Origin of the sequence: Janthinobacterium sp. SUN073 (assembly GCF_030397665.1) — a bacterium.
Lineage (GTDB): Bacteria > Pseudomonadota > Gammaproteobacteria > Burkholderiales > Burkholderiaceae_D > Janthinobacterium.
In genome coordinates, this window is record NZ_JAPUBT010000015.1 from 33,190 (window position 1) to 57,225 (window position 24,036).

Sequence of the window (24,036 nt, forward strand, 5' to 3'; positions counted from 1 at the left end):
GGCATGAGTGCATATTTTATGCAACAATGAGAATAATTATCATTTGCATTTGTATGCGACACGGCGCATTTCGTATGCGCAACGGTGCGCAGGGACCGGAGGAGTGATGGCAGGACATGACAGGGAAGCGGCAGGCTGGACGCGGCGCCAGCTGGACCCGGGGTTGAAAGAGTGCCGCGCCGACCAGCGCCAGGTCGACCAGGGCTTGCTGCTCGTGCATTCCGATTACCGCCCGCGCCTTGCGCTCGTCGAGCAATCGCAGCATGACGGTGCGGGCGGCCTGGTCATTACCATCGGCCTGGAAGGCGCGTCCGCTTACACCACGCGCGATGGCGGGCAATTGCGTTTCCGGGGGGGCCATACGACCATGACGGTGTTTCGCCACACCAGCGGCGAGCGCCGTTTCGAGGCTGGCCAGCGGGCGGCGCAATTGCGCGTGCTGGTCGACGAAGACGCGCTGGCGCGCTACTGGCCGGAAGGCTTGACGTCCTTGCTGCCCAACGATGGCGCGCACCAGCTGGCGCATGCCGCCACCACACCAACTGCCACCCTGCACGCGCGCTCGCTGCTGCGCGCGACGGACCCGCTGGCCGTGCATATCGGCGTGCTCAGCCTGCTGGCGGAACAGCTGCGGGGGCTGCGGCCCGCATCCGCGCCCGTGCCGCGCTGGTCCGACGCGGATATCGCCAGACTGGAACGTGTCCACGCGCTGATGCAGGAACAGATGGCGCAGGAACTCACGCTCGACTACCTGTGCGCGCAAGCGGGCCTGAGCCTGTTCAAACTCAAGCAGGGGTGGCGCTACCGCTACGGCGACAGCCCGCAGCGCACCCTGCTGGCGCTGCGCATGCAGCGGGCAAAGTTACTGCTGGAAAATGGTTGTCAGGTGGCGCAGGCGGGCTGGCAAACGGGCTATCGCCACCCGGCCAATTTCAGCGCCGCGTTCAGCCGCTATTTCGGCTACGCGCCGAAGACCGTGGGACGCGCGGGCGGGTAAAAAGCCGGTGTAGAATCGGCGGGCACGCTGTACTCATTCGACCTACAAGGAGACATGATGGCCCGCAAAATTTTTGTCAATCTGCCCGTCCAGTCGCTGGAACGCTCCGTGGCTTTTTTCACGGCCCTGGGCTTCAGCTTTAATGCCCATTTCACGGATGAAACGGCGACGTGCATGATCGTTGCCGACGACATCTTCGTGATGCTGTTGACGCACGATAAATTCAAGCAATTTACGCCCAAGCAGCTGTGCGACACCACGGTGGCGACGGAAGTGCTGGTGTGTTTGTCGGCCGAGAGCCGCGGCGAAGTCGATGACCTGGTGGCAAAAGCCGTCCAGGCGGGCGGCAGCATTTACAAGGAGCCGATCGATTACGGCTTCATGTATGGCCACAGTTTCCAGGATCCCGATGGACATCAGTGGGAGTTGATGTACATGGAGCCAGGCGCCGTACCTGGAAACGCCTGACCAAACCTACTGCGCGTCGCGCTTTGCGGCCGGCGATGCTCACCGTACTAGAGTACGGTTGCGCTTCTCGGCCACAAATCACTGCCGCTCGCTACGGTTTTGTCAGGCGTCGCAACAGGCAAGTCACGACACCCTTTAAATCCACATCTTAGCTGGCCAGCGCCAATAAATCGACCACTTCCAGGCCCGCCAGGTCTTGCGTCGTGTTGCCCGCAAACGCGGCGCGGCTCGGTTGGCCGTTTTTCAGCCAGGTGCGCGTGACGTCCTTGATCTGCGCCAGGGTGCAAGTCAGCACGCCGGTGCGGAACTGCTGGCGTACGGCTTCCGTCGTACCGCGCTGCTGCATGTTCCACGCCGTCAGCGCTTCCGCGTACGGCGAGTGCGGCTTGTCGAGGCCCTTGATGACGCAGATGATGGCTTCTTCCACCTGCTCTTGCGAGAAGTCGCCGTCGAGGATTTGATCGAGCGTCGTGCCGAAGTCGGCGTACGTGCCGGCCAGGCGTGGATCGCGGTAGGAACTCAGGGTGAACGTGCCGGCGCCGGCTGCATAGCTGGCGCTGCCGCCATACGCGCCGCCTTTTTCGCGCAGGGCCGTATGCAGCACCTGATTCGTCATCAGTTCGGCGGCCACGGCCAGGGCGGCAGCGTCCGGATTGTGCACGCCCGGCACGGCCCAGGAAACGAAGCAATGGTTGATCTGGCTCGTCGCATGCAGGGCCGTGTTGGCCAGCGGCAATGCGACAGGTGCGACGTCAATGGCTGGTGCTGCCGCCTGCGTGCTGGCCGCCGGCAATTCCAGCAAACGGGCCAGGGCGATGCCGTCGTGCTCCAGGCCGGCGCACAGCACGGTTGGTGACTGGGCGATGATGTGCGCGTGCAGGGTGTCGAGTTCGCGGGCGATTTCCTGCAAGCCTGCCGAGGTTTTGCTCAGCTGTTGCAAACGGCGGTAGAACGGCAGTGCGGCCGGGCCGCCGACGATGTCGTCGAAGCGGCGCGTGGGCGACAGGGGCGCTGCCGAGGCGAGCATGGCGTAGCGGTTGCCCGATTCGGCCAGGCTGCTCAATTTGTCTTGCACCAGGCTTTCGATCAGGAAGGCAAGGCGCTCTTCTTCATCGAAGCGGGGCTTGGCGATCCACGCCGACAGCACGGCGGCGATCGCCGCGTGTTCTTCGCGCAAGCCGCTGGCCGAGAACGAGAGTTCCACGCGCATGGCTTGCTGCGGGCGGGGAATGGCTTCCAGGCCGATGTGGAACGACGGCACCATGCTCTGGCGCCAGGCGCTGGCGTCGTCGAACGACATGTCGCCCACGCCCAGTTCCGGCGCCAGGTCCGTGTACAGGCGCAGCCATGGCCATGACGCTTCCGGCAGGCTCGACACGTCGTACAGCACGTTGGCATAGCTGATGCCGTTCGAGGCGATACTGAACGCTACGGCGCCATCGATCGCCGGGGGAATCGGCAAGGCCGGGCGCGGCGCGGCGCTGACGTCGCCGGGGCGGATGCGCGGCAGCACTTCCGAATTCGATGGCAGTTGCTGATGCGCTTCCAGCGCGGCGGACTCGGCCACGATGTGCTCGCGCTCGGCATCCGTCAGCTGCGCTTGCAGGGCCGCCAGCTTGGCGTCTTCCTGGGCGGCGCGGTCCGTGAAGTAGGCGCTGTCGGGCACCACGTGCGTCGTCAGACGGGTCGGGTTGGCGATCAGCTCGCGCACCAGTTGCTTGAAGAATTCCGGATCTTCGATCTGCTGCTCCAGCGTTTCCAGGATCGCCGCATTGTCGAAGGCGTCCATGACGTCGCCGCCATACATGGCCAGCGGCAAGGCGTGCAGCAAGCGGCCCAGGCCATACGGCATGCGGCCGCTGCTGATTTCACGCTGGCTGTATTTGATATCGCGCAAGGCGGCGTGCAGCACGGCGGCGGGAATGCCCTCTTCCGCCGTCTCTTCCAGCGCGGTCCAGATGCGCTGGTGCGCGTCGGCGATCTGTTCCTGCGTCAAACCTTCCATGCCGATATGGAACACCATCTGGCGGATGCCCGCGTCGCGGCCATTCATATCTGATGGGCGGCCATAGCCGGCCGATTCCATGGCGCGCATGACGGGCGCCGACGATTCACCCAGCAAGCCGTGCGACAGCAGATGCGCGTGGTAGTAGGCGATAGGGTCGCTCGACTCACCCATCAGCCAGGCGAATTGCAGGCCGAATTCATCGTCGCGCGCTTCCTGCGACGGAATTTTGACGATATTTTCCTGCGGCGCGGTCCACGCGGGTGCCAGCTGCGGCAAGCGGCGTTCGGAGAAACCGCTGAGTTTTGACAGTACGCGTTCGGCCACTTGTTCCTGCACGGCCGACGCTTCGATATTGCCGGCAGTCATGATCACGGCTTGCGACGGATGGTAGTGGCTGGCGTGGAATTCTTTCAGCATGTCATGCGTCAGCTCGGGGATATTGAGCGGATCGCCGCCCGATTCCACTTCATACGTTGTGCCCTTGAGCAAGGCGCTGGCGATGCCGCTGTCGAGCGCGCGCATGGGGCTGTTGAAAGCGCCCTTCATTTCATTGAAGACGATGCCCTGGTACACGAGTTTCTCGCCTTCGAACGCGTGGCGCCAGCCTTCCTGGCGGAAATTCAGGTAATCGAGGTTCGGAAAGAAGGCCGCGTCCAGGTAGACGTCGAGCAGGTTGAAGAAATCCTTGCGGTCGGTGCTGGCGAACGGGTACACGGTGCGGTCCGGATAGGTCATCGCATTCATGAAGGTGGCCGTCGAGCGGCGCAGCATCGAGAAGAAGGGGTCGCGCACCGGGTAGCGCGACGAGCCGCACAGCGCCAGGTGTTCGAGGATGTGGGCGCGGCCGTCGCTTACTTCCGGCACAGTGGGAAAGGCCACCAGGAACACCATCTCAGCCTGCTCGGTATGCATGTGGATATGGCGCATGCCCGTTGCCGGCTCGACATATTGCTCGATGGTTGCCTGCAAGACTGGAATGAAGTTGCTGCTGACTTTTTCAAATGTGCTCATGCGGTATGGGATCTCTTCAGTAGGTGAAACGGATAGTCGGTGGGGCTGCATCACAGGTGGGGGCAAAGTGGCGTAATGCCAGGGCTGGCCGCCAGGGCGGGGTGTCACTTTGATGCCTGCGTGAAGTTTTCCCTATTGTACTAGGAGTATTCGTGCGCCGCCGCCAAGGCCTTGCTGGCGGCCGGAAAAGCGACATTGTTGCAAAATTGATCATTTCCGGGTGGGTGGCGTCTGCGAATGAAAGCTTAGCGTACCATGCGCCTTTTCCCCCTTGCTGACTGAACCGAAGGCGCTTACCTTGTCCAGACTGTCCTTTCGCCAACTGTTATTTGCCGCCTTCATTTTGACGACGGGCATCTTGACGGCCACCTCCGTGCAAGCCCTGCTGACCCTGGAACACCTGGCGCGGCTGGGGCGCGAGACGGCGGCGCAGGCGATTGCCCTGACGGAACAGTCGCAGCGCCTGTCCGAGCGCACCCTGGCCATGGAGCGCAGCGCGCGCCAGTTCCTCGTGCTCGATGATCCCGTGTTCCGCGAGCGTTATGCGGCGGCCCGCGACGAAGCGACGGCGGCGCTGCAAGTGCTGAACCGGGCCACGCCCGAGTTTGCCTCGCAGTTGGCCGACGAGTGGACGGCGCAGGCGCAAGCGGCGTGGGAAGTCTTGCAAGCGGGTAAGCGCCGCAAGCGCGATGGCCACGCCGTTGTGTACCGCGCGTTTGCCCGCATGACGCAGATCAATGACAGCCTGGCGCGCGAAAGCAAGACGGAAATCGGCAGCCGCAACGACGCCCTGCTGGCCGAGCTGGAACGCCAGCGCCGCGTGCTCGGCGTGCTGGTGGGCGGCGCCGTGCTGCTGGCGGCCGTGCTGGCCACCTGCTTCGGCTTCTTGCTGTCGCGCCCGCTGCGCCGCATCGAGTCGGCTATCGAGCGCCTGGGCGAAAAGCGCTATGACCAGCGCATCGTCGTCGGTGGCCCGGCCGATACGCGTCGCCTGGGCCAGCAGCTGGACTGGCTGCGCCAGCGCCTGGCGGACCTCGATGCCGACAAGGAGCGCTTCCTGCGCCATATCTCGCATGAACTGAAGACGCCGCTGGCGGCCCTGCGCGAAGGCGTGGCCTTGCTGGAAGACGAGGTGGCCGGCAAACTCAGCGATGGCCAGCGCGAAATCGCCGGCATCCTGCAGCAAAACACGGCCTCGCTGCAAAACCAGATCGAAGACTTGCTGCGCTACAATACTGCCGCCTTTGACGCCCAGCATCTGGCGCACAGCAAGGTCGACTTGCTGGTCTTGCTGCAAGATGTGGTGGCCGGGCAGCGCCTGCAATGGCTGGCGCGCCGTTTGACGGTCGAAGTGCGGGGCGAATCCTTGATCGTGCAGGCCGACCGCGACAAGCTGGCGACGGTGCTGGCGAATCTGCTGTCGAATGCCGTGCGCTTCAGTCCGGAAGGCGGCACCGTGCGCTTCAGCTTGTCCAGCGAAGGCCACCGCGTGTGCATCGACTGCATCGACGAGGGTGCCGGCGTGGCGCCCGAGGATGCCGCGCGCATTTTTGAACCGTTTTACCAGGGAGTGCGCCAAGCGGCCGGCGCGCGCAACGGCAATGGTATCGGCCTGTCCATCGTGCGCGAATATATCGCCGCCCACGATGGCAGCGTCACTCTTTTACCGCGCCAGGCTGGCGCGCATTTTCGGATAGAACTGCCCTTATGATGACGAGAACTTCTCTGGCCGGCATGGCCGCCTGCGCGCTGCTATTGGGCGCTTGCGCCGCCAAGCCTCCTATCCAGACGCCCGTGCTGGTGCAAACGCCGCCGCGCGTGGTGATGGTGATGGACCCCCAGCTGACCGAACTGCTGGCGTATCAAGGCGCCTTGCGCCTGATGACGCCGTCGGAACTGGTGAAAGCGCAGCTGGACCTGGCGAAGGCCGATCACGCGCCGTCCAACACCATCCGCCGCGCCATGCTGCAAGCGACCGTGCGCGGCCCCGGCGACCTGGCCCGCGCGCAAGCCTTGCTGGAACCGCTGGCCACAGCCACGGGCAAGGACGCGCAACTGCTGGCGCCGCTGGTGCAATTGCTCAGCAGCCAGTATGCGGAACTGCGCCGCCAGGAAGAGAGTATCGACAAGCTCAATGCGCAGCTGCGCGACGCCCAGCGCCGCAACGACTTGCTCAATGAAAAACTCGAGGCGCTGAAAAACATCGAGCGCAGCTTGTCCGTGCGCCCTGCCGCGGGAGCGCCGAAATGAGCGAGCAGGCCCACATCTTATTGGTCGACGACGATCCCGACCTGCTGCGCCTGCTGACCATCCGCTTGAAGGCGGGCAATTATCGGGTCACGGCCGTGGGCAGCGCGGAAGCGGCGCTGGCGCGCCTGGCCGTGGAATTGCCGGCCCTGGTCATTACCGACGTGCAATTACCGGGCCGCGACGGCCTGGCCCTGTTCGATGAAATCCGCCGCCAGCACGCGGCCCTGCCCGTCATTTTGCTCACAGCCCACGGCACCATTCCCGACGCCGTCGATGCCACGGCGCGCGGCGCGTTTGCGTATCTGACGAAACCGTTCGACGGCAAGCTGCTCATGGAAAAAGTGGCATATGCCATCAACTTGTCCACTGTCATGCCGGCGCCCGCGTCCGGTGACGAGAGCTGGCGTGCCGAGCTGATCAGCCGCAGCGCGCAGATGGCCGAGTTGCTGGCCGAAGCCAAGCTGGTGGCCGGTTCCGACGCCAGTATTTTGATCCGTGGCCCCAGCGGCACGGGCAAGGAGTTGCTGGCGCGCGCGCTGCACAACGCCAGCCGCCGCGCCAAGGCGCCGTTCATCGCCGTCAACTGCGGCGCCATCCCCGAGCAGTTGCTGGAATCGGAACTGTTCGGTCACGTCAAAGGCTCGTTTACGGGCGCCGTCGGCAACCGCGAAGGTTTATTTCAGGCGGCCGATGGCGGCACCCTGTTTCTCGACGAGATCGGCGACATGCCGTTGCCGCTGCAGGTGAAATTGCTGCGCGTGCTGCAGGAGCGGGCCGTGCGCCCTGTGGGGGCCGACCAGACGCGGCCGGTCGATGTGCGGCTCTTGTCCGCCACGCACCGCGACCTGGACGTGGCCATGGCGGAAGGGCAATTTCGCGAAGACCTGTATTACCGTCTGAACGTGGTGACCCTGACCCTGCCGCCGCTGGCCGAGCGCCGCGAAGACATTTCCCTGCTGGCGAACCATTTCCTGCAGAAACTGGCGGCCAAGTACCAGAAACCGCTGAACGGCTTCGCGCCCGACGCCCTCACGGCCTTGGTGGCGGCGCCATGGCCCGGCAACGTGCGCCAGCTGGTCAATGTGGTCGAGCAAGTGTGCGCGCTGGCCACGGCGCCGCTGGTGCCCTTGTCCCTGGTGCAACGCGCGCTGCGCGTGCCATCGCTGGAAGCGCTCAGCTATAACGAAGCCAAGCAGCGCTTCGAGCGCGACTACCTGATTCAGCTGCTGCGCCTGACGGACGGCAACGTGGCCGACGCGGCCCGCCTGGCCGACCGCAACCGCACGGAGTTCTACCGTTTACTGCAGAAATATGAGCTGACGCCGGCCCTGTTCCGGCTTGACGGCGACCCTGTCGCTGATGAGCGACAAAAATAAAGCGTGAATAATCAATGGCTTACTGTTAAATATTGATTGTCTTGCCACAAGCTGTCGTCGTCAGGCGACAAAAAGCCCCGATTTTCGGGCCAGATCCGGCGGAAACGTGTTGGAAAAATCGAGTTTGACTGTAAGTCGTTGATTTTGAATGCAATTTAAAAGCTGGCACGGTGCTTGCTGTATGGGTAGATGTGACGCTTCAACGTGTTGCTTTATCTAAGTAAGAAGCTTTTAACTTCATTGAGAGGAACTACCATGCAAACATCGAAACTGTTCAATACCCTGGTCGCCGCTATCGTACTGTCGGGCGCCTCGATCACCGCTTCGCATGCCGCTGAGTCCGCACCAAAAGCACAAGCTCCTGCTGACACTGTCGTGGCCGCCAACGCCGCCGCTGCCGTCCCTGATGAAACCATCACTTCCTCGGCCAAGGCCGCCCTGAGCGCCGATGCGCAAGCCGCTACCCTGCCAGTCAAGGTAGCAACCCAGCAAGGTGTGGTCGTCCTGTCGGGCGATGTCCCGAGCGCCGAAGCGGGTGACCGCGTCGTGCAGATCGTCGCTTCCGTGAGCGGCGTGAAAGAAATCAAGAACGAGCTGAAAGTCAAAGCCGCCGGTTAAACGCCCTCGCGCTGTACTTTACTCCGGGTTGCCCTGTCTGCGGACAGGGCATTTTTTTGTCTATTTCAGTTGGTCTTGACAGTTTCGGCAGACGCTTGCGGGGGCGGCAGTGCCACCGGGGCTATGGCGATGTCCCGCATCTGGATTGTCGTCGTATTGGGATAATCAAAGCCAGCGCCGGTGTTCCGGTCGACAATGTAGCCTATGCCACCACCCAGTAGAATATTGCCCCATACGGCACCATTCGACTTAGATACCAGAGTCGAACTTCCAGACAGATTGCCTTTTTTGCAGTCGACGATCATGTCGCCGGTGCTCTTATGCACCATAACGCTGCCAGGGCTGACAACGAACCAGTTGCCCGCATCGTTGCTGAGATTGCAACCAATGCCCGACACTTCCTTGCTCTCATGAATGGTTTGGATAGATACAGGCTGAAATTTTTCGCCCGCGACGGATGCGCAGCCAGTCAACGCCAGTGATGCTAAAACAACAGATAATTTATACATGTTTACCCTAGGTGTAGTTGTAATTTTTAAAACAAACTAGTGTAAATTGGCATTGTTTATTTATCTATGAAAATATTTTAATTGTGGAAATTTTGTTTCTTTTATGATGAATCATTGGAAGTACACATCGGCTTCATAGCAAATCCACCTTCATTCTCGTCGCATGATTTTTACCGATGAGGAATCCATATCAACGGTAGAATAGCCAGCACTGGCGCCGTTTCCGGCGCTTTTTGTCATCCATGGCGCAGTGTTGCAAGGCTGGGCCGCTACCAGGCTACCGCATGTCTTCTTTTTCCCCCGCCGCCCTGCTGCGCAATCTGAAACCCGACAATTTCACCATCGCCCTGCTCGTCACCGTGGCGCTGGCCAGCTTCCTGCCCTGCACGGGCCAGACGGCCGTGGTCTTCGGTCACGTCACCACCGTCGCCATCGGCGCCCTGTTCTTCCTGCATGGCGCCAAGTTGTCGCGCGAAGCCGTGGTGGCCGGCGTCATGCACTGGCGCTTGCACTTGCTGGTGCTGGCCAGCACGTTCATCTTGTTTCCCCTGCTGGGCCTGGCCCTGCGGCCGCTGGCGCTGACTTTTCTCACGCCCGAGCTGTACGTGGGCATCCTGTTCCTGTGCGCCCTGCCGTCCACCGTGCAATCGTCGATCGCCTTGACCGCCATGGCGCGCGGCAATGTGCCGGCGGCCATCTGCAGCGCCTCGGCCTCGAATTTCATCGGCATTTTTCTTGCGCCCATCCTGGTCGGCTTGCTGGTGGCGAAAGGCGGGGCAAGCAAGTCGTCGGTGGACGCCGTGCTGTCCATCGTCATGCAACTGCTGCTGCCGTTCCTGGCCGGCCAGTTCCTGCGCCGCTGGATCGGCCGCTGGGTCGACCGCCATAAAGCCACCCTGAAATACGTCGACCAGGGTTCGATCTTGCTGGTGGTCTACACGGCCTTCAGCGAAGCCGTCAGCGAAGGCCTGTGGCATACGATTTCGGTGGAAACGCTGGTGGCGCTGGGCCTGTTCAGCATCTTGCTGCTGGCGCTGGTCCTGGGCCTGATGACGTTCATCAGCCGCCGCCTGGGTTTTAACAAGGAAGACGAGATCGCCATCGTCTTTTGCGGTTCGAAGAAAAGCCTGGCCAGCGGCGTACCCATGGCCAAGGTGCTGTTTGCCACCCACTCGCTGGGCATGGTGATTTTGCCGCTGATGCTGTTCCACCAGATTCAGCTGATGATCTGCGCCGTGATTGCGCAGCGCTATGCCCGGCGCGATGAGGAGGCGGTGGCGCGCGTCTAGAGGACGTACGGGCCGCTTACAGGCGCACTGGCCACGTCAGCGCGTCAAGCAACGTTCCCGGCGCCTTGCCTGTGTCCAAACCCGTCGGGGGATATTCTCCTGCGCGGGGAATATGGTGGGTGCCGAATAACCAGTCGAAGAAGGGGAACAGCCCTGCGAAATTACAGTTGAAATGTTCAGCTTGCGCCGAGTGATGAACGCGATGGTACTGAGGTGAATTGAAAAACATCCAGTAACGGCCAAAGCCGACCCGCACATTCATATGCGGGAAAACATGATACAAGCCCAGGAACCCGTACATTCCTAAAATCACCAGGTTGGTCTTGAATAAGATCCCCGCAAGCAGATAGATACTGAGTGCCTTGATGCCCGCTTCGGCCCAATAGTGCCTGGTCGTTGTGCTGGCATTCATGGCCGTATCGCTGTGATGGAAGGAATGCATTGCCCACATGGCGGGTACGCGATGTTGCACGCGATGAAAGGCGTATTCCAGAAAATCCATGCAGAGGGCATACACGATGAATGCCGGCGCCAGCATCCAGCCTGAAGAGTCGAGATCGATGAACCCGCCACCGGCCGCATTGACAAGCTGTACCGTGACGATGGCCGTGAGCGGGGCAAGCATTGCGCCGCTGGCGGCATAGATGAACATATACGCAAGATTGAAGCGTGACGCCCCCGAAGGCTGTTGCTGCAGGGGATGCCTCTTCTCGATGACTAATGCCACAAGAATGACCGCCAGGAGTATCAAGGGGCCAAGCAATACCGCTGCGTATCCCATCGTTTAACCCTGGAAAGTAGTTGATACTGCTCTATTTTTAAAAATAGTCCGACCATCCGCATCTGTCAATGCCATTGGCATTCACTTGACCCACGCCATGGCAGAACGCTATATATGCGTGTATATTACGCTCCTTGTTCACCGTTCACTTTACAAGGATACGATCATGCGCCTCACCTCCCTCGCCCGCCTGCTTGGCACCGCTCTTCTCGCTACCGCCGCCACCTCCGCCTTTGCCGGCGAAGTGGTGGTGTCGGCCGCGGCCAGCCTGACGAATGCGTTCAAGGATGCGGCGCAAAGCTATGAGGCGCAATATCCGGGCAGCAAGGTGTCCTTGAACTTCGCCGCTTCGGGCGTGCTGCTGCAACAGATCGTCAAGGGCGCGCCCGTGGACGTGTTTGCTTCGGCCGACCAGGAAACCATGGATGCGGCGCAAAAGCAGGGCCTGGTGCTGCCGGCCGACCGGCAGGATTTCGTCGGCAACAGCCTGGTGCTGATCGTGCCGCACGATAGCAAGCTGGGCATCAAGAGTTTGAGCGACTTGACGCACAAGGGCGTGACCCGCGTGGCCATCGCCAACCCGGCCAGCGTGCCTGTCGGCCGCTATTCGGAAGGCGCGCTGAAGAAGGCGAAGCTGTGGGACGCCGTGCAGCCGAAGGCCATCGGCACGCAGAATGTGCGCCAGTCGCTCGACTATGTGGCGCGCGGCGAAGTCGACGCGGGCTTTGTCTACGCCACCGACGCGGCCATCATGAAGGATAAAGTCAACGTGGTGCTGGAGGTGCCCCTGGACGCGCCCGTGCTGTACCCGATCGCCACCATCAAGGGCAGCGGCAATGCGGCTGAAGCGAAGCGCTTCGTCAGCTACCTGCAGACGGCGCCGGCGCAAGCCATCCTGGCCAAATACGGGTTTAAAAAGCCATAAAGTAAAACGACTGCATATGGATATCGCCTGGACCGCGCTGGCCCTGTCGCTCAAAGTAGCGGCCTGGGCCACGGCGCTCAATTTGTTGCTCGGCATCGGTACGGGCTATCTGCTGGCGCGCACGCGTTTTCCCGGGCGCGAGTTGCTCGATGCCGTGTTGACCCTGCCGATGGTGATGCCGCCCACCGTGCTCGGCTATTACCTGCTGGTGCTGCTGGGCCGGCGCGGCACCTTGGGCATCTGGCTGCAGGACAACTTCGGCATCAACCTCATTTTTACCTGGCAGGGCGCCGTCATCGCCTCGACGGTGGTGGCCTTTCCCCTCGTCTTCAAGCCCGCGCGCGCCGCCTTTGAGGCGGTCGATGGCCAGCTGGAGCAGGCGGCACGCGTGCTGGGCATTTCTGAAATGGCCATCTTTTTCCGGGTGACCTTGCCGCTGGCCTGGCGCGGCATCCTCGCCGGCGTGCTGCTGGGCTTTGTGCGCGCGCTGGGCGAGTTTGGCGCCACCCTGATGGTGGCCGGCAGCATCCCCGGCAAGACGCAAACCTTGTCGGTCGCCGTGTATGAAGCCGTGCAGGCGGGCCAGGACGACGTCGCCAACACCCTGGTGCTGATCACCTCTGCCGTGTGCATCGTGGTGCTGCTGTCGGCTGGCCGCCTGGCGCCCGGGCGCATCGCGCACAAATGAGGCCTATGATGATGCCCATGCAACTCGACCTCGACATTCGCACCACCTTGCGCTCCGGCAAACGCTGCTTCGACATGCATGTGCAATGCACGTCCAGCAGCCAGCGCATCGCCGTGTATGGCCCGTCCGGCGCCGGCAAGAGCATGACCCTGAAAGCCATTGCCGGACTCTTCACGCCTGACGCGGGGCATATCCGCCTGAATGGCCGTACCCTGTTCGATTCCGCCGCCGGCATCAATTTGCCGCCGCAGCAGCGCAACGTGGCCTACCTGTTCCAGGATTACGCGCTATTCCCGCACCTGACGGTGCGCCAGAACGTGGGCTTCGGCTTGGCGCGCGGCTGGTTCAACCCGCGCGCGCGCGAAAAATTGCAGAAGGTCGAGCATTGGCTAGCCGCATTCCACTTGCAGGAACTGGCGCACCAGTTTCCCGACGAGTTGTCCGGTGGCCAGCGCCAAAGGGTGGCGCTGGCGAGGGCACTCGTGGCCGAACCAAACGCGCTGCTGCTCGACGAGCCGTTTGCCGCCCTCGATCCGGCCCTGCGTGTCAAAATGCGGTTGGAGCTGAGCCAGTGGCAGCAGCGCCTGGACGTGCCCATGATCCTGATCACCCATGATCCGGAAGATGCGCGCATCCTGGGTGAGCATGTGCTGTACTTGCGCGATGGACAGATCGATAACAGGGAAGAACACATGGCATTGGGTGAACGCATTGGATAAATCAGCGGCAGCGGAAATCGGCCTGCAAGGCTCGGTATGGATGACGGTGGGCGGAGAAAATCTGGGCGGCGCCGGCCGGGTGGAATTGCTGGGCGCCATCGCCGAATGCGGCTCCATCACGCAGGCGGCCAAGCTCGTCAAGATGAGCTACAAGGCGGCCTGGGACGCCATCGACGCGATGAACAACCTGGCTGGTGAACCGCTGGTCGAGCGCTTGACGGGCGGCAAGGGCGGCGGCGGCACGCGGCTGACGCCACGGGGACGCCAGCTGGTCGATAATTTCCGTATCATCGAGCGCGAGCATGCGCGCTACCTGCGCCAGCTGGGCAGCCAGGCGGAAGGCATCGCCGACGATCTTTTACTCATACGGAGAATGGCCATGAAAACCACGGCACGCAATCAATTCCTGGGCAAGGTGGCCGAACTGAAACAGGGCGCCGTCAACGATGAAGTGACCCTGGAATTGCCGGGTGGACAGCACATCGTCGCCATCGTCACGCAGGGCAGCAGCGCAAGCCTGGGCCTGGTGCCGGGCGCGGAAGCGTTTGCGCTGATCAAGGCGTCGTCGATCATCCTCGTGGCGGACAGCGCAGGGGCGCGCTTTTCTGCGCGCAACCAATTGGCCGGCACCGTGACGCGCGTGCAGACGGGCGCCGTCAACACGGAAGTGGTGCTGGACTTGCCGCGCGGCGGCACGATCGCCGCCATCATCACGAATCAGAGCAGCACCGACCTGGGCATCGCCATCGGCAGCAGCGTGACGGCGATTTTCAAGGCGTCCAGCGTGATTCTGGGCGTGCCGGCCTAAACCCAAAGCAAGGACTGGGGTCGTACCCTCAGGGTACGACCCCGGCATTTATCGTCCGGGTTCAAGTGAGCTTAATCCTTCAGCCTCGACAACCAATCCGCCGCCGCCGCCAGCGCCTGCTCGAGTTCCTGCGCCGTCTGCGCCAGCAGTGCCGGCACCTCGTCCAGGCGGCCCGCGTCGATGGCTTCCTCTGTGGCGAACGCGGCGCGGATCAGGCGTTTCGTGCCCAGGGTGCCGACGGAGCCGCGCACGCCGTGCAGGATGCGCGCCACGTCGCTGTGGCGGCCCGCCTGCAACGCCGTTTCGGCGTCGCGCACGGGCGTCATGCCCTTGTTCAGGGCGTCTTCCACCATGCGCCGCAGCACGCCGCGGCCTTTCGCATCGCGGCCCATCACGCGCATCAGCGGCGCCATGGAAAATACTTCCTCATCGGCAAGGGGCACCGGCCCGGCCGTCTGCACTGGCGGGCGCTTGGGCAGGTGGCGCAGGATGACTGCCATCATCTCTTCCACCACCACGGGCTTGGCGATGAAGTCGCTGATGCCGGCCGTCATGCAGCGCTCGCGCTCGGACGCCAGCACGCCGGCCGTCATGGCGATCACGGGCAAGTTCAAACGCAGTTCCGTGCGGATGATATGGGTGGCGCTGAAGCCGTCCATGACGGGCATTTGCATGTCCATCAGCACGATATCGTAGCGCAGCGCTTCCGTGCGCAGCCGTTCCACGGCTTGCAAGCCGTCGCCCACCACGTCGAGGGTGGCGCCCATGTGCTCGAGGATGCCGCGCGCCACGGCCTGGTTTAAATGATTGTCTTCCACCAGCAGGAAATGCACGCCGGCCAGTTCCGTGCCCAGCGGCTGGTGCAGGATGCGCTGCTCGCCGCCGTCGTTCTTGGCGATCAGCGCCTGGTGCAGGGCATCGAACAGGCTCGAACCCGTGATTGGCTTCATCAGCACGACATCGGCCTCGGCCGCGCTGGAGATTTCTTCCAGGTGGTTGCGCGCGAAGGCGTTGACCATCACCACGATGGGTTGGCGCTGGCCGCTGGCCGCCTGGCGGATGGCCTTGGCCGTGGCCAGGCCGTCCATGACGGGCATGTGCCAGTCGGCCAGCACCACGTCGTACGGTTGTTGCTGCGCCAGGCGTTCGCGGTACAGTTCGATGGCGGCAAAGCCGGAATCGACTTCGTCGGCCAGCCAGCCCCAGGCCTCGATCAGCTTGACGATCAGTTCGCGCGTGGTGCGGTTATCGTCGGCCACCAGCAGGCGCAGCTGGCCCAGGGCCGGCGTGCGCCGCGTTTCGGCCGGCTGCGCCAGCATCTCGAACGGCACGCTGAACCAGAAGCGGCTGCCCTTGCCTTCGCTGCTGGCCACGGCGATATCGCCACCCATCATGTGGATCAGCTGCTTGCTGATGGCCAGACCCAGGCCCGTGCCGCCGAAGCGCCGCGTGATGCTCTGGTCGCCCTGTGAAAAGGCGGCGAACAGCTGCTGTTGCTGCAGTTCCGTCATGCCGATGCCCGTGTCGCGCACTTCGAAGCGCAGCCAGGCGCGGTCTTGTTGGCTTTCGGCCAGGCTGACGGCCACCACCACTTCGCCGCTTTCGGTAAACTTGATGGCGTTGCCGGCCAGGTTGACGAGAATTTGCTGCAGGCGCTGGGCGTCGCCCACCAGGCGCCGCGGCACGTCGGGCTCGACGGCGATGGCCAGTTCCAGTTCCTTTTCGCCCGCATTCATGGTCATCGTCGTGGCCAGCGTGTTCATGACCTCGTCTAGGTCGAATTCGACGGGCGACAATTCCATGCGGCGCGCCTCGATCTTCGAATAGTCGAGCACGTCGTTGAGGATGCCCAGCAGCGACTGGCCCGCCACGCGCACCATGGTCAGATACTTGCGCTGTTCCGTATCGAGCCTGGTATTGCCCAATAAGTACACCATGCCCAGCACGGCATTGAGGGGCGTGCGGATTTCATGGCTCATGTTGGCCACGAAATCGCTCTTCGCGCGGTTGGCCGCCTCGGCCCGGTCGCGCTCCTGTTCCAGTTCCGCCGCGCGCGCTTCGAGCTCCTGCTGCAGACGGTCGCGTTCGCTCATCAGGCCGTTGAACGCTTCCGTCAGTTCGCCGATTTCGTCGCGCTGCCGCACCGGCACGGGGGTGAAGCGGCTGCCGCTGGTGTGCAGGGCCCGCAGGGTGTCGCGCAGGCGTACCAGCGGCGACAGCAGCCGCACGGTGACCCAGCCCAGAACAAAAGCGGCCAGCAGCGAGGCGAGGGTGCTCCACAGCACCAGCCGGTACAGCACCCCATCGAACGGTTCGAAGGCATCGTCGAGGGGCAGCGAGGCGGCCAGCAGCCAGTTCACCGATTTCAGGCGCTTGAAGCTGTTGACGGCCGTGATGCCGCGGCTGTTGGTGCTGACCATGCTGCCTTCGCCATCGTTCTTCAGCAGCTGCGTAGTGGTCTGGTTGGCGTTCGGCTGGCGCGGCTGCAGCAAGCGGCTGGTATCGGGGTGCAGCACGTAACGGGGCACGGCGCCGCGCGTGAGGATGAAGTAATAGCCGCTCTTGCCGATCTTTTCCGAACGCAAGCGTCCCAGCAGGTTATCCTTGTACAGGCGCAGCACGCCGATCACCACGCCGGCGACCTCGCCATCGGCCGTGAGCACGGGCGCCACCATCTGCACGATGGGCATGCCGCTCGATTTGCCCAGCATCGGCTCGGTGATCATGGGCTGGCGCGTGCGCAAGACGGTCTGGAAATACTCACGCTCGGCCACGTTGATGCCGGCGCGGCCCGAGACCAGCGGCATGTCGGCCACGACGGCGCCTTGCGCATCGAGCACCAGCACGTCGTCGAACAGTACCAGCATCGAGCGGCGCGCATAGTATTCGCGCAATTGGGCGGGCCGGGCGATCAATTCCGGCGGCTGCTGCCTGGCCGTCAGCGTGACGATCTGCAGCAGCATGCCCAGCTTGTCGTCGAGTTCGGCAGCGGTGCGGGTGATCAGGGCAGATTGCTGGCTCAGCAGTACTCGCGTGAAGTCGGCGCGCATGTGCTGCACCTGTATCATGGTGACCAGCGCGATCATGGCGATCGAGGTCAGGCTGGTGGCCAGCGCGACTTTTGCTTTGATGCCGAGAGGCTTCATGATTTCCTTTTCAGTACCGGGCGGTACAGGCGGCAGATAATGCTGTCAGGAATTTTCCTATCAATGCCCCAGCTTGGCAAGCGCCACCGCGCAAATTGCCCGCCCCGCATGGGCTTTTGACGATGTTGCCATATAATTAAAGTCTGAACGTCGTTTATTCAGCGGAAATGCGGTGAAATTGGCACACGGCAACCCTGTATGCAGTAAACTTGTTATTGCATTTTCTAAAAGGTACCGACATGACTGAAGCGCTACTCACTCCCACCTTGCCCACAGTGACCGTGGAAGCGTTGCGTGCGCGATGCTCGACCTGCAGCATGCATCAATTGTGCCTGCCGATGGGCCTCGATGTGGGCGACATGGACAGGCTGGACCAGATCATCGGCCGCCGCCGCAAGATCGTGCGCGGTGCCTCGCTGTTCCGCATCGGCGACTCGTTCCAGAACCTGTACGCGATCCGCCTGGGGCACTTCAAGACGTACCAGATCAATCCGGGCGGTGAAGAACAGGTGACGGGTTTCCAGATGGCTGGTGAACTGCTGGGCATGGACGCCATCAGCGCCGACCGCCACCACTGTAATGCGGTGGCGCTGGAAGACAGCGAAGTGTGTGAAATTCCGTTTTCCAGCCTGGAACAGTTGCTGGGCAATATGCCGACCCTGCTGCGCCATTTCCATCGCATGATGAGCCAGGAAATCACGCGCGAGCAAAGCGTCATGCTGTTGTTGGGCAATATGCAGGCGACCCAGCGTTTTGCCGCCTTTATCGTCAACCTGGCCTCGCGCTATGAAGCGCGCGGCTATTCGGCCAGCAAATTTCAGCTGCGCATGTCGCGCGAGGAAATCGGCAATTACCTGGGGCTGACCATCGAGAGCGTCAGCCGTTTATTGTCGAAATTTAAGAAGGAAGGCTGGCTGCGCGTCTCCAACCGCGAGATCGAGATCTTGCAGCCGGCCAAGTTGAAAGCCATTACGGCCGGTACCGACCCCTGCAAATAAGGCTTACAGTTCCTCATCGGCGTGCAGCGCGATGCTGCGCTGCAGCGGCCAGGTCCAGATGCCGGACAGGCGCCACTCGCGTTTGTCGTTTTCTACCAGGACTTGCCAGCGGCTGCGCTCGAGCATCGGCAGCGCGACGGAAAAATTGCCGGCCGCATCGGGCTGCACCAGCAGCTTGATATCCTTTTCCGGCAGGGTCGCATGCGCCAGGTGCAGCTGCAACGGACCCTGATAGGCCTTGCCGAAGCTGTGCACGGAACCACTCAGGCGCGCTGACGCCACATCATAGGACAGGCTGGTATCCATCGCCAGGTCGCTGGCGATCGTATCGCGCCGCAAGTCCTGGTTGATCGCCTTGCCCTGCTTGTAATAGTCCCCCACCACCAGCGCATCGGGCTGCGTAAACGCGATATACGCCATGCAGCTGCCGACGACCACGGACAGGCCGGGACCGATCATCAGCAGCCAAGGCCAGCGATGCTTGTACCACGGTGCAACGGGGGCTTGCAGCTTGAGACTGTCGGACATTTTGTTCTCCTTGGGGTCAGACCCTTTGGGTCTGACCCCAGCTTTTGCTTCTGGGTTGAAAATACAGTAAAGCTAACGCATGTTTGATGCTACCCCTACGGCGAAATACCGGGGTCGGACCCAGAGGGTCCGACCCCGAATCAACATCACCGCGGCACGATGAATACCGCGCTTTCACGCACATGCAACGACGGGTCGTCCAGCGAATGCAATTCGATCGCAATCTTGTTCGAGCCCTTTTCTCCCACGCCGTGCGGCACGCGCAGGCGGATCGGCCAGCCCAGCGTTTCCGTCGGCTGCAACGTCACCTCTTCGCGCGTCAGCAAGGTCAGGCCCGGCAAGCCGGAAGCGCTGATTTTAAAATGCTGGGTTTGCTCCGAGGTGTTCATGATCTGCAAGCGGTAGACGTTTTCGATCATGCCGTCTTCCACTTCGCGTCCCATCGAACCGCGGTCGCGGATCACGTCCATTTTCAGGGGCGTGCGCAGGGCCAGCGAAGTACACACGGCGATGATGATCAGGGCCAGGATGGAAGTGTAGATCAGCACGCGCGGGCGCATGGCGCGCTGGCGTATCTGCTTCGAACTGAAGTTGTTTTCCATCGCATGGTCGGTACTGTAGCGTACCAGTCCCCGCGGCCGGTCGACCTTGTCCATCACGCTGTTGCAGGCATCGACGCAGGCGGCGCAGCCGATGCATTCATACTGCAGGCCGTTGCGGATATCGATGCCGGTCGGACACACCTGCACGCACAGGGTGCAGTCGATGCAATCGCCCAGCTTGTCGTTGTTGCCGGCCTTCTTGCTGATGGCGCCACGCGGTTCGCCGCGCTTGGCATCGTAGGTGATGATCAGGGTGTCCTGGTCGAACATGGCGCTCTGGAAGCGCGCGTAGGGGCACATGTATTTGCACACCTGCTCGCGCAGCCAGCCCGCGTTGCCGTAGGTTGCCAGGCTGTAGAACAAGACCCAGAACCATTCCCAGGGACCGAAATTGAGGGTGGTCACCTCGCGCGCCAGTTCCTTGATCGGCGTGAAATAGCCGACAAAGGTAAAGCCCGTCCACAGGGCGATGGCGCCCCATGCCAGGTGCTTGGCCGTCTTCTTGAAGGCCTTGCGCACGGAGGGTCCCTGCTTGTCGAGGGCCATGCGCGCGCTGCGCGTACCCTCGATGCGGCGTTCGACCCACAGGAAGATTTCCGTGTATACCGTTTGCGGGCAAGAGAACCCGCACCACACCCGCCCGGCGATGGCCGTGACGAGGAATAACAAATACGCACAGATGATCAGCAGGGCCGCCAGATAGATGAAATCCTGGGGCCACAGCACGACGCCGAAAATGTAGAACTTGCGCGTGGTCAAATCGAACAGCAGGGCTTGCCTGCCATTCCAGGTCAACCACGGCAAGCCGTAGAACGCCAGCTGGGTAAGCCATACGCATACCCATCGCCAGGTAGCGTAGCGTCCTTTGGCCTCGCGAGGGTAGATCTGCTCGCGGGCCGCATACATCTTGATGACTTGAGGTTCCATTACATCATTTCACGGGCGTCTGGGGATTCGACAGGCTCCAGACATACGCCGACAGCACGTGTACCTTGGACTCGCCGAGGAAATCGCTGAAGGCCGGCATGGTGTTGTTGCGTCCCTTGCGTACGGTTTCCATGATGGTATCAGCACTGCCGCCGTACAGCCAGATCTTGTCCGTCAGGTTAGGCGAACCGAGCATCTGATTGCCTTTCGCATCGGCACCGTGACAGGCCATGCAGGCGCCGAACTTGGCTTTGCCCAGCACGGATTTGACGGGGTCCGAAGTGGAACCGGACAGGCTCAGCACATAATGGGCCACGTTCTCGACATCCTTTTCGGAGCCCAGGGCGGCGCCCATCGGTGGCATCTGCCCATTGCGGCCATGCATGATGGTGGTCTTGATGATGTCGGGTTCACCGCCATACAGCCAGTCCTTGTCGGTCAGGTTGGGGAAGCCCTTGTTGCCGCGTGCATCCGAACCGTGGCATTGCGCGCAGTAGGTCAGGAACAAACGCTGGCCGATGGCCAGTGCCTGCGGATCGGCGGCCACCGTCTTCAAGTCCTGGCTCAGGTACTTGTTGAACAGGGGACCGTAGTCGGCTTCCGCCTTCTTCAGCTCTTCCTCGTACTGGCCCGTCGATTTCCAGCCCAGGCTGCCGGCATAGGTGCCCAGGCCCGGGTACAGGAACAGATACGCCAGGGCGAAGACGATGGTGATGTAGAACAACCACATCCACCAGCGCGGCATTGGCGTGTTGAGTTCCTTCAAGTCCTCGTCCCAGACGTGGCCCGTGGTGCCGTCGGCAGGCGCGCCTTCGACCACTTTGATTTTCGACTGCGAGTACAGCAGCACGCCGCAGCCGATGATGCCCAGCAGGGACAGCACGATGATGTAGATATTCCAGAAGCCATTGGTAAAGTCAGCCATGGTTGCGCTCCCCTTGTGCCGGTGCGGCGTCGGCCGCGTAGTCGAGCGCCTCGTCGTCGAACGGCAGGCGCGCCGCCGCGTCGAAGTCGCTATTGCTGCGGCTGAACGTCCACCACAGGATGCCTACGAACGTCGTAAAGGAAACCACCGTCATGACGCTGCTGGCGCTGTCAAACAGGTTTTCGATTGCCATGCTAATTCCTTGTTTTGATTAATGTACCGAGGCCTTGCAGATAGGCGACCAGGGCGTCTTCTTCCGTCTTGTCCTGCAGCTGCGCCGGGCCGGCGGTGATTTCCGCATCGCTGTACGGCTGGCCCAGGCGTTGCAGGGCGCGCATCTTCGGCATGATGTCGTCAGGCACCAGCTTGGTCTTTGCCAGCCATGGGTAGGCCGGCATGTTCGACTCGGGTACCACGTCGCGCGGGTTGTTCAAGTGCGTGCGGTGCCATTCATCGCTGTAGCGGGCGCCCACGCGGGCCAGATCCGGCCCCGTGCGCTTGGAACCCCACTGGAACGGACGGTCGTAGACGAACTCGCCAGCGACCGAATAGTGGCCATAGCGTTCCGTTTCCGCGCGCAGCGGACGCACCATCTGCGAATGGCAGTTGTAGCAGCCTTCGCGCACGTAAATGTCGCGGCCCGCCAGGCGCAGCGGCGAATACGGCTTCAGGCCGGCGACCGGCTCCGTCGTGCTCTTCTGGAAGAACAGGGGAACGATCTCGACGGCGCCGCCGATGCTGATCACTACCGTGACCAGGGCGATCAGCAGCCAGGGGTTTCTCTCAATCCATGCATGTGAAAATTTCATTTGCTTTCGCTCCTATCAGGCGTGCGCCGCGTTCAGTTCCGGAATGCGGGCGACGGGGAGTTTGCTGCCGCGCAAGGTCATCCAGGTGTTGTAGCCCATGATGCACATACCCGACAGGTACAGCAGGCCACCGGCCACGCGTACCACGTAGTACGGATACGTTGCTTTCACGCTCTCGACAAAGGTGTAGGTCAGGGTGCCGTCCGGATTGACCGCACGCCACATCAGACCCTGCATCACGCCGGCGATCCACATTGCGGCGATGTACAGCACGATGCCGATGGTGGCCACCCAGAAGTGCACGTCGACCAGACGCGTGCTGTGCATCTGCGTGCGGCCCGCCAGGCGTGGCAGCAGATAGTAGATCGAACCCATGGTGATGAAGCCCACCCAGCCCAAGGCGCCCGCATGCACGTGGGCAACGGTCCAGTCGGTGTAGTGCGACAGCGAGTTGATGGTCTTGATCGACATCATCGGACCTTCGAAGGTGGCGATACCGTAGAACGACAGCGAGACGATCATGAATTTCAGGATCGGATCGGTGCGCAGCTTGTGCCAGGCGCCCGACAGGGTCATGATGCCGTTGATCATGCCGCCCCAGCTTGGTGCAAGCAGGACCAGCGAGAAGACCATGCCGATCGATTGTGTCCAGTCAGGCAATGCCGTGTAGTGCAGGTGATGCGGGCCCGCCCACATGTAGGTGAAGATCAGCGCCCAGAAGTGGACGATGGACAGGCGGTACGAGTACACGGGGCGCTCGGCCTGTTTCGGGATGAAGTAGTAGACCATGCCCAGGTAGCCGGCGGTCAGGATGAAACCCACCGCGTTATGGCCGTACCACCACTGGATCATGGCGTCCTGCACGCCCGCATAGGCGGAATACGACTTGGTGAACGAGGCTGGCATGACGGCGCCATTGACCACGTGCAAAATCGTCACGGCCAGGATGTAGGCGCCGAAGAACCAGTTGGCCACGTAGATGTGCTTGACCTTGCGCTTGATCAGTGTGCCGAAGAACACGATGGCGTAAGCGATCCAGACGACGGCGATGAGGATGGCGATAGGCCATTCCAGCTCGGCGTATTCCTTGCCGCGCGTCAGGCCCATGGGCAGGCTGACGACCGCGCACAGGATCACCGCTTGCCAGCCCCAGAAGGTGAAGGCGGCCAGTTTGTCGGAAAACAGGCGCACCTGGCAGGTGCGTTGTACAACGTAGTACGAGGTGGCGAACAGGCCGCAGATGCCGAAGGCGAAAATCACCGCATTCGTGTGCAGCGGACGCAAGCGTCCGTATGTCAGCCATGGTATGTCGAGGTTCAGGGCAGGCCAGGCCAGCTGAGCGGCGATGATAACGCCAACCAGCATGCCGATGATGCCCCATACCACAGTAGCGACCGCGAATTGCTTCACGATCTTGTAGTTATAGTTCAGCGATTGATCCACAAAGACTCTCCCTGGAATTACTATTTATGATGGTGGCCAGAGAGTAAGTGTTTGACCGCGAAAAAACTTTGATGTGGATCAAAATTCCCCGGATGAAATAAGCGTAGCGAACTGGCATCGAAATAAAGCGATATTTCGGTCAAAAAAGCCATGCAAGATCCCTGCAAGCGCTGGCTTGACATGGCGTAAAACGTGCGTGGAGGCAATGGCT

General features: G+C 61.9%; 22 protein-coding genes. 12 read left to right on the forward strand and 10 right to left on the reverse strand.

Annotation, left to right across the window (positions count from 1 at the left end; genetic code table 11):
* The first annotated feature begins 106 nt into the window (after positions 1-106).
* Together O0882_RS26970 and O0882_RS26975 are read left to right on the forward strand one after the other, a co-directional pair.
* Positions 107-997 (forward strand): AraC family transcriptional regulator, encoded by an 891-nt coding sequence (locus O0882_RS26970; protein ID WP_289953004.1) that lies wholly within the window; start codon positions 107-109, stop codon positions 995-997.
* 57 nt (positions 998-1,054) lie between these two features.
* On the forward strand, positions 1,055-1,465 hold the full coding sequence (locus tag O0882_RS26975) for a VOC family protein (protein WP_289953108.1): 411 nt from the start codon (positions 1,055-1,057) through the stop codon (positions 1,463-1,465).
* A 148-nt stretch (positions 1,466-1,613) separates the two neighbouring features.
* Here O0882_RS26975 and O0882_RS26980 read toward each other — a convergent pair whose 3' ends face one another.
* A complete protein-coding gene (locus tag O0882_RS26980; protein WP_289953005.1) occupies positions 1,614-4,484 on the reverse strand; it encodes an insulinase family protein in 2,871 nt (956 codons plus the stop codon).
* Positions 4,485-4,782: 298 nt separating this feature from the next.
* Here O0882_RS26980 and O0882_RS26985 point away from each other — a divergent pair, with 298 nt between their 5' ends.
* The 4 genes from O0882_RS26985 to O0882_RS27000 all read left to right on the forward strand — a co-directional run bounded on the left by O0882_RS26985 (position 4,783) and on the right by O0882_RS27000 (position 8,728).
* Positions 4,783-6,195 (forward strand): ATP-binding protein, encoded by a 1,413-nt coding sequence (locus O0882_RS26985; RefSeq protein WP_289953006.1) that lies wholly within the window; start codon positions 4,783-4,785, stop codon positions 6,193-6,195.
* Positions 6,192-6,734, forward strand: coding sequence for a hypothetical protein (locus O0882_RS26990; RefSeq protein WP_289953007.1), 543 nt, complete (start codon positions 6,192-6,194; stop codon positions 6,732-6,734). The genes O0882_RS26985 and O0882_RS26990 overlap by 4 nt, the downstream gene beginning before the upstream one ends.
* Entirely contained in the window at positions 6,731-8,110 is a 1,380-nt protein-coding gene (locus O0882_RS26995; protein WP_289953008.1) for a sigma 54-interacting transcriptional regulator, read from the forward strand. Before O0882_RS26990 ends, O0882_RS26995 begins: the two co-directional genes overlap by 4 nt.
* 255 nt (positions 8,111-8,365) lie before the next feature.
* Positions 8,366-8,728: a BON domain-containing protein gene (locus tag O0882_RS27000; RefSeq protein ID WP_289953009.1), complete on the forward strand. Its 363-nt coding sequence runs from the start codon at positions 8,366-8,368 to the stop codon at positions 8,726-8,728.
* 65 nt (positions 8,729-8,793) lie between these two features.
* Here the strand turns inward: O0882_RS27000 and O0882_RS27005 are convergent, their stop codons facing one another.
* Positions 8,794-9,237 carry a hypothetical protein gene (locus O0882_RS27005; RefSeq protein WP_196856495.1) on the reverse strand — a complete coding sequence of 148 codons (444 nt, stop codon included), beginning with the start codon at positions 9,235-9,237 and terminating at the stop codon, positions 8,794-8,796.
* A 284-nt stretch (positions 9,238-9,521) separates the two neighbouring features.
* On the opposite strand from O0882_RS27005, the gene O0882_RS27010 reads away from it, so the two are divergent.
* A complete protein-coding gene (locus O0882_RS27010; protein WP_289953010.1) occupies positions 9,522-10,526 on the forward strand; it encodes a bile acid:sodium symporter family protein in 1,005 nt (334 codons plus the stop codon).
* Positions 10,527-10,542: 16 nt separating this feature from the next.
* Here the strand turns inward: O0882_RS27010 and O0882_RS27015 are convergent, their stop codons facing one another.
* Complete coding sequence (locus O0882_RS27015) at positions 10,543-11,307, reverse strand: sterol desaturase family protein (protein ID WP_289953011.1); 765 nt, start codon at positions 11,305-11,307, stop codon at positions 10,543-10,545.
* A 166-nt stretch (positions 11,308-11,473) separates the two neighbouring features.
* Between O0882_RS27015 and modA the strand changes: the two genes are divergently transcribed.
* From modA to O0882_RS27035, 4 genes are read left to right on the forward strand one after another with little or no spacing between them, the layout of a single operon-like run.
* Positions 11,474-12,232 (forward strand): molybdate ABC transporter substrate-binding protein, encoded by a 759-nt coding sequence (modA, locus tag O0882_RS27020; RefSeq protein WP_289953012.1) that lies wholly within the window; start codon positions 11,474-11,476, stop codon positions 12,230-12,232.
* Between the two features lie 16 nt (positions 12,233-12,248).
* Positions 12,249-12,920, forward strand: coding sequence for a molybdate ABC transporter permease subunit (gene modB, locus O0882_RS27025; protein ID WP_289953013.1), 672 nt, complete (start codon positions 12,249-12,251; stop codon positions 12,918-12,920).
* A gap of 17 nt (positions 12,921-12,937) precedes the next feature.
* Entirely contained in the window at positions 12,938-13,639 is a 702-nt protein-coding gene (locus O0882_RS27030) for an ATP-binding cassette domain-containing protein (protein WP_289953110.1), read from the forward strand.
* Between the two features lie 40 nt (positions 13,640-13,679).
* The gene (locus O0882_RS27035) at positions 13,680-14,447 is read left to right on the forward strand and encodes a TOBE domain-containing protein (protein WP_289953113.1); all 768 of its coding nucleotides are present in this window, start codon (positions 13,680-13,682) and stop codon (positions 14,445-14,447) included.
* 71 nt (positions 14,448-14,518) lie between these two features.
* Here the strand turns inward: O0882_RS27035 and O0882_RS27040 are convergent, their stop codons facing one another.
* Complete coding sequence (locus O0882_RS27040; protein WP_289953014.1) at positions 14,519-17,593, reverse strand: response regulator; 3,075 nt, start codon at positions 17,591-17,593, stop codon at positions 14,519-14,521.
* A gap of 239 nt (positions 17,594-17,832) precedes the next feature.
* Between O0882_RS27040 and fnr the strand changes: the two genes are divergently transcribed.
* The gene (fnr, locus tag O0882_RS27045; protein WP_289953015.1) at positions 17,833-18,591 is read left to right on the forward strand and encodes a fumarate/nitrate reduction transcriptional regulator Fnr; all 759 of its coding nucleotides are present in this window, start codon (positions 17,833-17,835) and stop codon (positions 18,589-18,591) included.
* A 3-nt stretch (positions 18,592-18,594) separates the two neighbouring features.
* On the opposite strand, the gene O0882_RS27050 is transcribed toward fnr, so the two are convergent.
* The 6 genes from O0882_RS27050 to ccoN form a co-directional block, all read right to left on the reverse strand.
* Positions 18,595-19,119, reverse strand: coding sequence for a FixH family protein (locus O0882_RS27050; protein WP_141171201.1), 525 nt, complete (start codon positions 19,117-19,119; stop codon positions 18,595-18,597).
* Positions 19,120-19,265: 146 nt separating this feature from the next.
* Positions 19,266-20,648, reverse strand: coding sequence for a cytochrome c oxidase accessory protein CcoG (gene ccoG / locus O0882_RS27055; protein ID WP_101483305.1), 1,383 nt, complete (start codon positions 20,646-20,648; stop codon positions 19,266-19,268).
* A gap of 4 nt (positions 20,649-20,652) precedes the next feature.
* Positions 20,653-21,573 carry a cytochrome-c oxidase, cbb3-type subunit III gene (gene ccoP, locus O0882_RS27060; protein ID WP_289953017.1) on the reverse strand — a complete coding sequence of 307 codons (921 nt, stop codon included), beginning with the start codon at positions 21,571-21,573 and terminating at the stop codon, positions 20,653-20,655.
* Positions 21,566-21,766, reverse strand: coding sequence for a cbb3-type cytochrome c oxidase subunit 3 (locus tag O0882_RS27065; protein ID WP_071080089.1), 201 nt, complete (start codon positions 21,764-21,766; stop codon positions 21,566-21,568). Before O0882_RS27065 ends, ccoP begins: the two co-directional genes overlap by 8 nt.
* A gap of 1 nt (position 21,767) precedes the next feature.
* Complete coding sequence (ccoO, locus tag O0882_RS27070) at positions 21,768-22,382, reverse strand: cytochrome-c oxidase, cbb3-type subunit II (protein WP_100875005.1); 615 nt, start codon at positions 22,380-22,382, stop codon at positions 21,768-21,770.
* A 15-nt stretch (positions 22,383-22,397) separates the two neighbouring features.
* Positions 22,398-23,825, reverse strand: coding sequence for a cytochrome-c oxidase, cbb3-type subunit I (gene ccoN / locus O0882_RS27075; RefSeq protein WP_046681775.1), 1,428 nt, complete (start codon positions 23,823-23,825; stop codon positions 22,398-22,400).
* Between the last annotated feature and the right edge of the window lie 211 nt (positions 23,826-24,036).

Bases quoted from the DNA above. Each gene is read 5' to 3' on its own strand.
- O0882_RS27030 (WP_289953110.1), top strand. From the start codon at position 12,938: ATGCAACTCGACCTCGACATTCGCACCACCTTGCGCTCCGGCAAACGC.
- fnr (WP_289953015.1), top strand. From the start codon at position 17,833: ATGACTGAAGCGCTACTCACTCCCACCTTGCCCACAGTGACCGTGGAA.
- O0882_RS27040 (WP_289953014.1), bottom strand. From the start codon at position 17,593: ATGAAGCCTCTCGGCATCAAAGCAAAAGTCGCGCTGGCCACCAGCCTG.
- O0882_RS27000 (WP_289953009.1), top strand. From the start codon at position 8,366: ATGCAAACATCGAAACTGTTCAATACCCTGGTCGCCGCTATCGTACTG.
- O0882_RS27050 (WP_141171201.1), bottom strand. From the start codon at position 19,119: ATGTCCGACAGTCTCAAGCTGCAAGCCCCCGTTGCACCGTGGTACAAG.
- ccoO (WP_100875005.1), bottom strand. From the start codon at position 22,382: ATGAAATTTTCACATGCATGGATTGAGAGAAACCCCTGGCTGCTGATC.
- O0882_RS27015 (WP_289953011.1), bottom strand. From the start codon at position 11,307: ATGGGATACGCAGCGGTATTGCTTGGCCCCTTGATACTCCTGGCGGTC.
- O0882_RS27035 (WP_289953113.1), top strand. From the start codon at position 13,680: ATGACGGTGGGCGGAGAAAATCTGGGCGGCGCCGGCCGGGTGGAATTG.
- ccoP (WP_289953017.1), bottom strand. From the start codon at position 21,573: ATGGCTGACTTTACCAATGGCTTCTGGAATATCTACATCATCGTGCTG.
- ccoG (WP_101483305.1), bottom strand. From the start codon at position 20,648: ATGGAACCTCAAGTCATCAAGATGTATGCGGCCCGCGAGCAGATCTAC.
- O0882_RS27065 (WP_071080089.1), bottom strand. From the start codon at position 21,766: ATGGCAATCGAAAACCTGTTTGACAGCGCCAGCAGCGTCATGACGGTG.
- O0882_RS27005 (WP_196856495.1), bottom strand. From the start codon at position 9,237: ATGTATAAATTATCTGTTGTTTTAGCATCACTGGCGTTGACTGGCTGC.
- O0882_RS26975 (WP_289953108.1), top strand. From the start codon at position 1,055: ATGGCCCGCAAAATTTTTGTCAATCTGCCCGTCCAGTCGCTGGAACGC.
- O0882_RS26970 (WP_289953004.1), top strand. From the start codon at position 107: ATGGCAGGACATGACAGGGAAGCGGCAGGCTGGACGCGGCGCCAGCTG.
- modB (WP_289953013.1), top strand. From the start codon at position 12,249: ATGGATATCGCCTGGACCGCGCTGGCCCTGTCGCTCAAAGTAGCGGCC.
- modA (WP_289953012.1), top strand. From the start codon at position 11,474: ATGCGCCTCACCTCCCTCGCCCGCCTGCTTGGCACCGCTCTTCTCGCT.
- O0882_RS26980 (WP_289953005.1), bottom strand. From the start codon at position 4,484: ATGAGCACATTTGAAAAAGTCAGCAGCAACTTCATTCCAGTCTTGCAG.
- O0882_RS27010 (WP_289953010.1), top strand. From the start codon at position 9,522: ATGTCTTCTTTTTCCCCCGCCGCCCTGCTGCGCAATCTGAAACCCGAC.
- O0882_RS26990 (WP_289953007.1), top strand. From the start codon at position 6,192: ATGATGACGAGAACTTCTCTGGCCGGCATGGCCGCCTGCGCGCTGCTA.
- O0882_RS26995 (WP_289953008.1), top strand. From the start codon at position 6,731: ATGAGCGAGCAGGCCCACATCTTATTGGTCGACGACGATCCCGACCTG.